At 70.3% G+C, this 11,231-nt stretch carries 13 protein-coding genes; 9 read left to right on the forward strand and 4 right to left on the reverse strand.

Annotation, left to right across the window (positions count from 1 at the left end; all coding sequences use genetic code 11):
* Window positions 1–382: 382 nt before the first annotated feature.
* Window positions 383–685, reverse strand: a complete 303-nt coding sequence (locus ACFWX1_RS30060; protein ID WP_378392994.1) for a hypothetical protein — start codon at window positions 683–685, stop codon at window positions 383–385.
* Entirely contained in the window at window positions 682–810 is a 129-nt protein-coding gene (locus ACFWX1_RS30065; RefSeq protein WP_378392996.1) for a hypothetical protein, read from the reverse strand. Before ACFWX1_RS30065 ends, ACFWX1_RS30060 begins: the two co-directional genes overlap by 4 nt.
* A 237-nt stretch (window positions 811–1,047) precedes the next feature.
* Here ACFWX1_RS30065 and ACFWX1_RS30070 point away from each other — a divergent pair, with 237 nt between their 5' ends.
* The 7 genes from ACFWX1_RS30070 to ACFWX1_RS30100 all read left to right on the forward strand — a co-directional run bounded on the left by ACFWX1_RS30070 (window position 1,048) and on the right by ACFWX1_RS30100 (window position 5,802).
* A complete protein-coding gene (locus ACFWX1_RS30070) occupies window positions 1,048–1,185 on the forward strand; it encodes a hypothetical protein (protein WP_378392998.1) in 138 nt (45 codons plus the stop codon).
* A gap of 234 nt (window positions 1,186–1,419) precedes the next feature.
* Entirely contained in the window at window positions 1,420–1,728 is a 309-nt protein-coding gene (locus tag ACFWX1_RS30075; protein ID WP_378393000.1) for a DUF6235 family protein, read from the forward strand.
* Window positions 1,729–2,019: 291 nt separating this feature from the next.
* Window positions 2,020–2,505: a DUF6423 family protein gene (locus ACFWX1_RS30080; protein WP_378393002.1), complete on the forward strand. Its 486-nt coding sequence runs from the start codon at window positions 2,020–2,022 to the stop codon at window positions 2,503–2,505.
* Between the two features lie 2 nt (window positions 2,506–2,507).
* A complete protein-coding gene (locus tag ACFWX1_RS30085) occupies window positions 2,508–3,851 on the forward strand; it encodes an FAD-dependent monooxygenase (protein WP_378393004.1) in 1,344 nt (447 codons plus the stop codon).
* The gene (locus ACFWX1_RS30090; RefSeq protein ID WP_378393006.1) at window positions 3,844–4,338 is read left to right on the forward strand and encodes a DUF6187 family protein; all 495 of its coding nucleotides are present in this window, start codon (window positions 3,844–3,846) and stop codon (window positions 4,336–4,338) included. Before ACFWX1_RS30085 ends, ACFWX1_RS30090 begins: the two co-directional genes overlap by 8 nt.
* Complete coding sequence (locus ACFWX1_RS30095; protein ID WP_378393008.1) at window positions 4,310–4,855, forward strand: carboxymuconolactone decarboxylase family protein; 546 nt, start codon at window positions 4,310–4,312, stop codon at window positions 4,853–4,855. The genes ACFWX1_RS30090 and ACFWX1_RS30095 overlap by 29 nt, the downstream gene beginning before the upstream one ends.
* A 557-nt stretch (window positions 4,856–5,412) precedes the next feature.
* On the forward strand, window positions 5,413–5,802 hold the full coding sequence (locus ACFWX1_RS30100) for a VOC family protein (protein WP_378393010.1): 390 nt from the start codon (window positions 5,413–5,415) through the stop codon (window positions 5,800–5,802).
* A 57-nt stretch (window positions 5,803–5,859) separates the two neighbouring features.
* On the opposite strand, the gene ACFWX1_RS30105 is transcribed toward ACFWX1_RS30100, so the two are convergent.
* The gene (locus ACFWX1_RS30105; protein WP_378393012.1) at window positions 5,860–7,473 is read right to left on the reverse strand and encodes an FAD-dependent monooxygenase; all 1,614 of its coding nucleotides are present in this window, start codon (window positions 7,471–7,473) and stop codon (window positions 5,860–5,862) included.
* Between the two features lie 86 nt (window positions 7,474–7,559).
* Between ACFWX1_RS30105 and ACFWX1_RS30110 the strand changes: the two genes are divergently transcribed.
* The gene (locus ACFWX1_RS30110; RefSeq protein WP_378393014.1) at window positions 7,560–8,312 is read left to right on the forward strand and encodes a TetR/AcrR family transcriptional regulator; all 753 of its coding nucleotides are present in this window, start codon (window positions 7,560–7,562) and stop codon (window positions 8,310–8,312) included.
* Window positions 8,313–8,390: 78 nt separating this feature from the next.
* Here ACFWX1_RS30110 and ACFWX1_RS30115 read toward each other — a convergent pair whose 3' ends face one another.
* Entirely contained in the window at window positions 8,391–10,670 is a 2,280-nt protein-coding gene (locus tag ACFWX1_RS30115; protein ID WP_378393016.1) for a family 43 glycosylhydrolase, read from the reverse strand.
* A gap of 294 nt (window positions 10,671–10,964) precedes the next feature.
* On the opposite strand from ACFWX1_RS30115, the gene ACFWX1_RS30120 reads away from it, so the two are divergent.
* The gene (locus ACFWX1_RS30120) at window positions 10,965–11,138 is read left to right on the forward strand and encodes a hypothetical protein (protein ID WP_378393018.1); all 174 of its coding nucleotides are present in this window, start codon (window positions 10,965–10,967) and stop codon (window positions 11,136–11,138) included.
* The last annotated feature ends 93 nt before the right edge of the window (window positions 11,139–11,231 follow it).

Raw genomic sequence — 11,231 nt, forward strand, 5'->3', positions numbered from 1 at the left:
CCGCCCGGCTGGTTGGGCGCCCACACACCCCACCCCGCCCCAACCCCCCCCCCCCCACGACACCAAAGTCCATAAAGGACACGGCGGCGGGTTCGCTCTCCCGCTGAAGGAATGAACGGAAGATTCAGGACACCCTGAGGCCCCCTACCCGACACAGTAGTGGTGGGGGCCGACAGGCCGGCGCGGATGCGACGAGGGCGTCCCTGGGTGCGTCCGATGCACCGGGGGCGTCCCTCGGTGCATCGAACGCACCAAGGGCGTCCCTCGGCTCGCGCGCCCGGCCTCGCGCGGAACCTGGCCTGCCAAGGGAATCCGGCCTCGCGCGGGCCTCGGGAGCGGGAAACCTACGCGCGGAGAATCGGGCGCGGAGCGCGGAGGTGGCTCAGGCTGCGCGGACGCGGCGCAGCCGGTCGGCGATGCGCCGCTCCCGGCAGCTCGCGTAGATGCTGTGGCCGGGATGCACGGCGGTGTACCGGATCTCGCCGTCGGTGAAACTCTGCAGCTCGGTCCGTTCACCGGGGGAGAACGGCACGCCGCACACCGCGCACGTCCGCTGGTGCGCCGCCGCGCTGAGCGGAGTTCCGGTCCGCTGCCGGGGAATCCGCCAGTCCGGGACGACGCGTGGCCGCCGCGGCTTTCCCGGCTCGGGCAGGCCGCCGGCCGGGTCGTGCCGCGGTGGGCTCACCGGTCCAACCGCCCGGCTTCGGCGACGCGCGGCTCCAGCGGGAGTTCGTACCAGATCGGCGCCGACAGGTCGATGTCGGTGTCGTCGTCGGCGAAGATTTCGTACGGGTCAAGGCGTTCGGTCATGGTGTACTCCGTGGCGTGAGAGCCGGCCGCCGCGGCCGGCCACCGGCCCGCGAAGTTGGTGGTCGCGGGCGTTTCCGTTGTCCCTTCAGGATCGCCGCCACCCTCCCCCTGCCGACCACTCTCAGCTTGCGCAGCACATCCCCGCCGCATCGGGCAAGTGCGTTTTCCACTGGTTCCCCATTAACTCTCCATCGGCGGAGCGCACACTTCTCCCATGTCCGAAGTGGAGGCCGCATCATGACAGCACAACTGGACCGGTACGAAGTCAACCCGTTCGAAGAGGACATCGCGCTGCTCGGCACGCCCGCCCCAGCCGAGGAGCTGGTGGCCGAGCGCGAGTATCTCGCCGAACACATCGTGCTCGGCTACAACTGAGCACGTGCGGCACACGCGGTGCCCGCACCGCTACGGAACAGCAATGTCGAAGATGACCTTCGCCGTGACAGCGTTCGATACTGGGAACCGACTGTCCGGCCGGAGGTGTGTCACCCGACCCAACCGGCAGGCGCCGGGATGGACGGGACAAGTCCGGTCGCGACGGTCCTGCGGGACGGCGACACCACCAGGCCGGCACCGCGCCGGCGACTGCTGAGTTGAGGAGGCCGGCGGATGGCTATGCGCCTCCAGCTCACTTCGGGGATCGAAATCCTCGAGGAATGGGCTCAGGCCGCCAGTCAGGCCGACCGCAACGTGATCTACGAGGCGCTGTTCTCGATCGCGGACGGTTCGGCCTTCCTGGTTTACGACATTTTCGGCGACGGCCGGAATCCGCACAATTTCGTGATCGTCGTGAAAAGAAACCTCGTCGTCAAATTCAATATGCGACGCAGTGAATCCTCTTTCGAGCTGCTTTACGTCGGTGAACTCCAGGACGGTGTGATCGCGGCGGCATGGGAGCAGGAGTACGACGAGACCTGATCATGGACCCTGGACCGGGGCGGACTCCGCCCCGTACCGCCGAACGGCCCAATCCGCGGCGGCCGTTCCGCCGAATTCCACGAGGACGTGTGCTTCGCGGTTAAGGTGATTCACACGCCCGTCGAGGTCGTGCATATCTCACCTTGACACCCCAATGGGCGTGTGAAACTCTTTCCCTGCTTGATGCGCAACTTTCTGCTCCGGGGGCAAGCGAGGAGGCACAATAAAATGTCGTCACCGGAATTCGCTGGATTGGATGTCTCGACCCGGGTCCGCGCGCGTGACATTCAAATGGCAGGAGTCGCCGACGTCCGCAGGCGGGTGCTGATGATCTCGGGTGCCATCGACACCACCGACCACGACGTCTCGGTCAGCGTCAACCTGCCCGAACCGGGCCGGTGGCAGGTGATCAAGTCGGAGACGAACCTGACCGACAAGACCTGGGTCGCGATGCAGGTCGTCACCGACGAGGACTCCACTTTCGTCAACGATCCCGACACCCTCGTGCTTTCCCGCCAGTTCTCGAAGTCCTTCATGACCCCGGACCAGCGGCGCCTGACGTTCTACGACGGCGAGGTCCGCCCCGGCGAAGCGGTGCTCAAGGTGTACACGCTCGAAGCGGGCGGCCGGAAACCCACCTACGCCTACTCGCGTTACAGTCCGATCGCGACCGACAGCGCCGAGCAGTCCCAGCAGACGCTCGAAGAGCTGGTCACCAACGGGATGCGGCAGCGGCCGGTGATCGAGCTGATCGTTCCCGTCACCGTCATCGGCTGAGCATGATCACCTTCGTCCCCGAGCCGCGGCTGCTGGATTCGCCGCGCGGGCGGGAATGGCCGGTGCTGCCGGGAGAAACGGGCGCACCGGCCGGAAACCCGCCGCACACCGCGGATGTCGTCGTGGTGGGCGCCGGTCCCGCCGGGCTCGCGGTGGCCTCCGCGCTGTGGCACCACGGGATCCACGACGTCGTGCTGGCCGACCGCACCGGAAGGCCGTGCCGCCGGTTCTTCGCCCGCGTCGACCGGCTCGGGCAGCGGGTGCTGCGCTCGCCCTACGAACACCACCCCGGCGTCGAGGGGTACCGCGACTGCGAACTGCTCGATTTCGCCCGGCTCCACTGGGGACTGCTCACCCCGGTGGAACGGCGGGAGATCCGCATGGCACAGGCCGGGCACCGCTCGGTCGTGCCCGTCGACGTCTTCGACGCCTACTGCAGGCACCTGGCGACCAGCCACCACGTCACCGGGAAGACCTGGCGAGGCGTGGTGCGGGAAATCCTGCCGACCGCCGACGCGGTCACCGTGCGCGCGGACCGGTTCGGCGTCACCGCGCGCTGCGTGGTGCTGTGTCTCGGCGAGGAACGCAAGGACGCCCCGGAACACTGGTGGGGCGGCGGGTTCCCGCCCCCGTCGGTGAGCTACTGGGACCAGAAACTGCCGGCCTACGGCGAACGGCTCGTCGTCGTCGGCGCCGGGCTCACCGCCGCGCACCTGATCGGTAACGCGCTCGCCGCGGGCAAGCAGGTGCACTGGGTGGTCCGGGAGCCGGGTGAGCGCTATCAGTGCGCCGACGTCAACTCCACGTTCTTCCGGCCGGAGGGCAGGGCCCGGTTCGACGGCGTGGACTGGGACGACCGCCTCGGCCTCATGAGCCGCTACCGGCGCGCGTCGATCATGTTCGAATTCCGTCCCGCGCTGGAACGCGCGGAAGCCGAGGGCCGTCTCGTCGTCCATCGCGGCGAGGCGATCACGAAGGTGGCGCCCGGCGCGGGCGGCACGGCCGTGCTGCGGCTCGAGAGCGGCGGCCGGGTCACCGGCGACCACGTCGTGCTGGCGCTCGGCACCACCCCGTCGATCGGCACCGGGCTGCTGCCCGGCGAACTGGTCGGCGCGCGCGACGGCTGGCCGGAGCTCGACGGGCGGACGATGGCCTACGCCCGCGCGCCCCGCGTGTTCGTGGTGGGCGCGGCGGCGGGCATGGTCCTCGGCCCGGCCGCCCGCAACATCGACGGGCACCGCGTAGCGACGGCGCGAGTCGCCGCCGCGGTCGCCGAAAGCGTGCGCCGCGAGGCCCGCCGCACGGAATTCGCCCCAGTACAGGAAAAGGCCGGTGCCCGTGGCTGACCCGACAGCGTCCGGTCCGGCCGCGCACGACACCCGGTTCTCGCTGCCCTCGATCGACGATCCGGCCTCGACCGAGGTCGGCGTGATCCTGATGGGCCTGGACGCCGACCGGCTGCTGGCCGGCGTCGGCCTCGCCCGCCTCGCCGACGACCCGGCGCTGGTGACGCTCGCGGTGGACCAGGCCCGCCACGGCGCGCTGGACCGGCTCGGCCCCGACGCGCTGGTCGAAGCGGGCCGGGACCGCTGGCGCGCGGTACGCCCGGCGATCGAGGCGGGACTCGCGGTGACCGCCGCCGGTTCGTTGCGTCTGGAATGGGCCCAGACGACCGAGCGGGTCACTACCGCCGTCCCCGGCCTCGGCCCCGCCTCGGCCGCCTACCTGACCGCCTGCTGGCTGCGCCGCGCCGACGTCGACCGGCTCGCCGTCCGGCGGCCCGAACCCGAGGGAGCCGTTCCCGATGTCCTATCTGAAGTCCTTGCCGACTGAAACGACCCTGCTGGACGTGTTCCGCGCCTACCCGGCGTCCGCGCGGCCGCTGCTGGACTTCCACGAACTGGTCATGCGCGCCCCGTCGCGGTTCAGCGCGGGCGAGCGGGAACTGATCGCCGCCTACGTCTCCGGAGTGAACGGCTGCGGTTACTGCCACGGCGTGCACACGGTCACCGCCGAGGCCTTCGGTGTCCCCGAAGGACTGCTGGCGGCGGCTCTCACCGATCTCGGCAGCGCACCGGTCGACGAGCGGCTCAAGCCGGTGCTCGCCTATGTCGGCAAGCTCACCAGGACCCCCGCCGAGATCACCGACGCCGACGCCGAAGCGGTCTTCGCCGCGGGCTGGGACGAGCGGGCACTGCACGACGCCGTGCTCGTGTGCGCGCTGTTCAACTTCATGAACCGCATGGTCGAAGGGCTCGGCATCGAGGCGGACGCGGCGTATGCGAAGACCTCCGGGACCCGGCTGCGCGACGGCGGCTACTCACGCCTGGCCACCCTGCTCGACGCCTGACTCCTTTGTGGACACCCACCTCTCGATGACGCCCGCCGTCCTTCGTGCAACCACTGCTGATAGAGCCCCCAATGAGGTTTTCTCGCTAAGGGTTCTGGGGCCGTATGTGTGTTGCCGGTTGTGTTGTAGGACGCCTGGGGTGCGACAAGGGCGTCCCTGGGTGCGGTGGATGCACCCAGGGCGTCCCTCGGACTTCCCTGGGACTTTCCTGCGCTCGCCGACTCCGTTCGCCCGATGTCGCGAACGCTCCGTTGCCGACGATGAGCGTCTCGAACGGAGCGTTCGCGACACGCGCCCCGGACCCACTGCATGCCGTGAAGGCCTCCTTACCGGCGCTCAGTGCCGTGAAGGGGTCCTTCACAGCGCTCAACGCCGCGAAGGATTGGGGCGCATGACCGCGGGCAAGCGGGCGGTGGCGGAGTGAGCCGGAGGAGAGGCCGGGAGGCCGGTCACAACGGACTTGCGGCGGCCGCGCGGTTCGTGATCTGATCAGAGCAGCGTCGCGTGCCGGTGGCGGACAGCGTCAGGCATGGAGGCGCCGGTTCGAAAGGTCATTCATGACCACGTTGTTCAATCACACCATCGTCGCCGCGCGCGACAAGCGGGAATCCGCCTCCTTTTTCACCGAGATGTTCGGCCTGCCCGAGGCGGAGGAGGGCGGGCCCTTTCTCACCGTCCGGCTGGACGGCGGCGTGCTGTTCCAGTTCGCCGAGCCGGGCGTGGAATTCCCGCCGCAGCACTATGCGTTTCTCGTGACAGAGCCGGACTTCGACGAGATCTACGCGCGGATCCAGGCCAGGGGGCTCGACCACTGGGCGGACCCGCGGGGTGAGCGGGCAGGGGAGTACAACACCAACCACGGCGGCCGTGGCGTGTACTTCCCCGACCCCTCCGGCCACTACCTGGAGGCCATCACCCAGCCCTACGGCGCGGACGCGGCGAGCTGAGCGCGAGGTCCCGGGTCACCCCCTCGGTGGCCCGGGACCTCTTGTGCCCCAGGGGCTTCAGCGCCCGAGAACCTGCGAGAGCGCTTTCCCGAGCGCTTCGGCGGGGCGTTCCGGGCACGTGGGCGAGTGCCACGCCACCACGGCGTCCGGGCGGACCAGCACCGCGCCGGTGCCGGTGAGTTCCGCCGCGGCGAGCCAGCCGCCGTCATCGTCGGAGAGATCGGTGACGTCGGTGCCGATCCGGCACACCTCGACGGTGAGTCCGGATTCCGCCGTGACCTCGGCCGCGGCCCGCTGCCACGCCTCGCCGTCCGGGCCGGTCAGCAGCGCGAAGCCGGGGCCCACGAGGTCCAAAGTGGACACCTGATCGCCGTCGCGGCCTAGCCAGGCGTGCGGGATCCGGGTGCCCGGCCGCGCACCGGGCGCGTAGTGGTCCTCCGGGGAGGGGCCGCGGTCGTCGGCGACGAACGCGCCCTCGGGATACTGGACGCCGAACATCGTGGCGCCGATGTCGGCACGCTGGGTGTCCCCGCTGGTGATCGCCTTGAGCATGGTGCCCAGATGGCCGCTGACCTGACTGGAGAACGCGGCGGTGGCGTACCCGATGGGATAACGCTCGGCGTGATAGCTGTCGAGCAGGGTGGCCGGCGCGTTCCCGGCCAGCACCGCGGCGAGCTTCCAGGTGAGGTTGGCGACGTCGGCGATCGCGGTGTTGGCCCCGGCCGCGGCCATCGGCGGCATCGCGTGCGCCGCGTCGCCGGCGAGGAAGACCCGCCCCTCGGCGAACCGCTCGGCCACGTACATCCCGGACTCCCACGGCATCTTCGACAGGATCTCGATGTCCACATCGGACACTCCGATCACCTCGCGCAGCAAGCTCGCCCACTCTTCGTCGCCGAGGTCGCGGGCACGCCGGTCGCCGACGGGAAAATCGGAGGTCGAGAACAGCCAGACGTCCGTGCCGTTGACGGAGACGAACGCCCCGGACGCGGCCGGGTTCTCGATCCGGCACAGGTTGAACTCCTTGCCGCGCACCAGTTCGGCGAGGTCGGCGCGGAAGCACACGTCGAGGTTGTCGGCGAGGTGCCCGGCCCCGGTGCGCGGGATGCCGAGCGACTCGCGGATCGGGCTGCGGGCCCCGTCTGCGGCGATCAGGTAGTCGGCGACCACGGTGTACGGCTCGCCGTCCGCGGGGCGCAGTTCGGCGAGCACGCCGTCGGCGTCTTGCTTGACCGCCACCAGCTCCGTGCCGAACCGCAACCGCGCGCCGCGTGCTTCGGCTGCCCGCCGCAGCACCGGTTCGAGCACGTCCTGCGGGCACAGCACGCTCGGCGCCGGGCTGAGCCGGGCGAGTTCGGCGTGCTGGACCGCGGCCGCGGTCAGCTGAGGTGTCATCTCCGGCCAGGTCGCTTCCGCCAGCGTCGGCCCGGTCAGCATCCCGGTGAACTTCGCGAGCGGCGCGCCCGCCTCGGCGATCTCCTCGCTCAGCCCGAGCGCGCGGAAGACCTCGTTGCTGCGCGGGTTGAACCGCCGCGCCTTCGGCTGTGGTGACGTGCCCGCGTGCTTCTCCGCGAGTACCGCTCCGACGCCGTGGTGCTGCAACAGCAGCGCCGCCGTCAACCCGGCGATGCCGCCGCCGACGATCAGGACAGGTACGTATTCCTCGCTCATAGCGCTCCCCAGATTCGTGTACGTCGTACATTCTATGTACGTTGTACACGACGTGTACTCTGTACGCAAACGGTGGGAGGTAGTGCGTGGGTGGCTCGAAGGAGCGGGGTTCGTCGAAGGTGCCGCCGCCGATCTGGCTGCTACCGGAGCCGCCGGAACGGAAGTGGGGGCTCGGCCGCGGCGAGATCGTGCGCGCGGCGGTGGACATCGCGGACGCGGGCGGCGCCGAGGCGCTGACCATGCGTGCCGTCGCGGCGAAGCTCGGTTCGAGCACACCGATGTCGCTCTACCGGTACGTGCACAGCAAGGAGGGCCTCGTCGACCTCATGCTGGACGCGGCGGGCGCGGAGGTGACGACTCCGGCGCATCCCGGCGAGGACTGGCGGGCCGACCTGACGCTGGTCGCGACGGAGTACTGGGCGATGGCGAAGCGGCATCCCTGGTTCGCCGAGCTGGTGCACAGCCGCCCGCCCGCGGGGCCGAACGCCTCCCGGATCAAGGAGTTCATACTCGCGACGTTCGACCGGCTCGGCCAGGACCTGGGCGCCGGGCTGGGTTACCAGCGGCTGATCGAGGGCTACGTGCTCGGGGCCGCGCTCCAGCGGGCCGAAGAGGTGAAGATGTGGCGCCACAACGACTTCTCCTCCGCCGAGCAGGTTCGGGAGCTGGCTCGCGACTGGTGGGGGGACGGCTCCGGCGACGGCCCGTACCCGCTGCTGGGCCGGTTCATGCGGGGCTTCCTGCGTGACGAGGACCCGGAGGTGATCGGCCCCGGCGAGGATGCGCAGTTCCGGCTCGGCCTGGACTGCCTGCTCGACGGGATCGCCGCCCGCCTCTGAAGGTCCGTGAAGGCCTCCTTCACAGCGCTCAACGCTGTGAAGGAGGCCTTCACGGAGCGTTCGCGACGTTCGGTCCGCTCAGTCCCGGTAGACGCGGAAGTAGTGGAACACCGCGGTGGCGGGCGGGGTGTCGCCGCCGTGGGCGATCAGCCCGATCCGCGGCGTGGTGCCCGCGGGGAACGTCCAGGTGCCGCCCCATTCCCAGCGACATCCGTCCCGGCTCACGCCCGCGCGGAACCGGTGTTCGCCGGTGCGGTGGTCGACGCTGTGCGCGAGCCGGAGCCACGTGGTCGTCGCCGGTGCGGTGAGCGCCATCCCGCCGAAGACGGTCCGGCCAGCGTAGGGGAGTTCGCGGCCGTACTCGATCTGCCGCGTGTTCCAGATCGCGACGTGGCTCAGCCGGGCGAAGTCGTCGTCGCTGACGTAGGCGATCAGGCCCGCCTGCTCGAAATTGCGTACGGTGCCGACGCCGACATCGAGGTCGAGTTCGGTCTCGACCACGTAGTCGCCTTGGGGCGCTTCGCGCAGTAGGACACTCGCGTCGTTGCCGGTGCCGACCAGTTCCGCGGCCTGTACCGGCCAGCGCAGTGCCCCGGATTCCACAGCGGCCGAGGAGTCCGGCCGGATCCATGTCCACTGTGGACTCAGTGAACCGGCGAACTCGTCCGAAAAGGACGGATCGAACCAGCCTGCCCGCGGCTCGGGTGCTTCCTGTCGCGTGGGGCGAGCGGCCGGAGCGGCCGAGACGTTGTCCACTTCCGCCGGTCCGGAGGCCAGGATCGCCAGCCCGCCATCGCTGGGCCACCACGGCAGGGAACGTTCCTGCTCGGCCACGGGATTGCCGGGACGGCCTTCCGTCACGGCCACCCGCAGGACCCGGCCGACGATCCGGACGGTGAGCGTATGCCAAGTCCCGTACCGGAAATCCGGGGGAAGCGGGGTGCGCCGCGCACTGTGTCCACCATGGACGGTGACGTCGGTGACGAGCGCGGCGGCGGATTCGTCGAGCGTCACCGACACCCGGCTGTCCGGGCCGCTCACGCGCAGCGCGACCCCAGCCGCGCCGCCGGTGACGCGGATGTCGAGGTCTACCTGCACGTCGGCGGGAATCCGCTTCGTGGACGGCAGCCTGCCGGGTCCTTCGCCGGTGTGGCGCAGCAAACCGCCGGAGTCCGGATCCGCGTGCGGCACAACGGTCCAGTCCGGCGCCGGGCCCCGCCATCCCGGGCCGAGCGAGGAGCGTTCGAACCTGTCGTCGACGACGCCGGTCGTGACCGGCGCGCGCTGCTCGCCGTCCGAGGCCCCGGCGCCGCCGCGGACCACCGGCCAGCCGTCGATCCAGTCCAGCCGGTCGAGCAGCATCGGCCGCCGGTTGATCCCGTACGGTTCGTCCAGGTAGGGCTTGTCGCGCGGGATGGCGTGATAGAGCAGCCAATCCTGGCCCGCCGCGTCGCTGACGACCGCGTTGTGCCCGGTGCCGGCCCAGCGATTCCCGTTCGGCTGCAGCACCGGGGTCCCGCCGACCCGGGAATCGAGCAGCGAGCGGCCGGCCCTGTCGACGAACGGCCCTGCCGGATTCGCGGAGCGACCGGCGAAGACGCTGTAGCCGGTGGCGGGTCCCGCGCAGCAGTTCGCGGCCGAGGCGAACAGGAAGTACCAGCCCTCGTGCCGGACGACGTAGCTCGCCTCGTAGCGGTCGGCGATCGCGACCTGGATCGCGTCGCCGGTGACTCGCAGCCCATCGGAGGACAGCGGGACGACGAAGAGTCCGCCGACGTACGAACCGAAGTAGAGCCAGCGCCGCCCCTCGGCGTCGGTGAGCATGGCCGGGTCGTAGGTCCACTGGTAGGTGCCGCCCGCCGCGGGACGGGGCGCGACGACGGGCCTGCCGCTGTCGGTCCACGGCCCGGCGGGCGTCGGTGCCGTCGCGACGCCGATGGCCGGGTCCGCGCCCGGATTCGCCGTCGTGTCGGTGACCGTGAAGTAGAGGAGGTAGCGACCGTCGGCGTAGCGGATGTCCGGCGCCCACAGCCCGGCGCCGGGCGCCGCCCAGACCGGCCGGTTAGCCGGGGTGAACACATCGGTGACGTACGCCCAGCGCACCAGGTCGGCGGAGCGGAGGACCGGGATGCCGTGGTGGAACCGCTCGCCCTCGTGCAACGGGTCGGCCGTGCCGTAGGCGTACCAGAACCCGTCCTCGCCGCGGAGCACGGCCGGGTCGGCGAAGGTGTCGGCCACCGGGACGGAGATCGGATTGGTGAACGTCGGCTGCCGGGCGCTTTCGGCGCTGGAGTTTCCGGGGAAGGCGAGTACGAGCGCGAGGACGAAAGCGGCGGCGCTGCGCGGAAGTCGGGTCATCGCACTCCCCCCGGTGCCTGGGAAGACTCCCATGCGTGACCGGCCGATCACGACCACTGAGTGCCGTATTCGATCTCGGCGAAAGGGCTAACGGGCCGCGGCCTATTGCACGCTGAGAAATTCGCCACGGATTGTTCAAATGCGCTACTGATCACTGCTCCGCTATGTCACTATTACTCCGTTCGCGGGTTGAGGGACCCGCTGAACGGCAACTGGGGGTCACCTGGGGTTCGTACGATCGGTGGGCCGAGTTGCCCGTATGTACCAGGCAGATCAGCAGGGGAGGCTATCGCAATGTCCACACCTACGGACGTCACCGACACCACGATCGACGACGAACTCGACCCGCTCGACCCGTCGGCTCCGCCGACCGAGCCGAGGCCGGAGGACGAGGAGCCGCACCAGCACACCGCCGACTGCGGCGGCGGCTGCTCCCAGAGTCCTCCTCCGGGTTCGCACGTCGCCTGAGGTGACCGTCTGCCCCCCCGGGGAACCGGCGGGCCGACACAAATTACCCAACCTTCTGTGTTCTCATGACAAAGTGTGTGTGACCGAGCTGGT

This window comes from Amycolatopsis sp. NPDC059021 (genome assembly GCF_042739895.1).
GTDB lineage: Bacteria > Actinomycetota > Actinomycetes > Mycobacteriales > Pseudonocardiaceae > Amycolatopsis.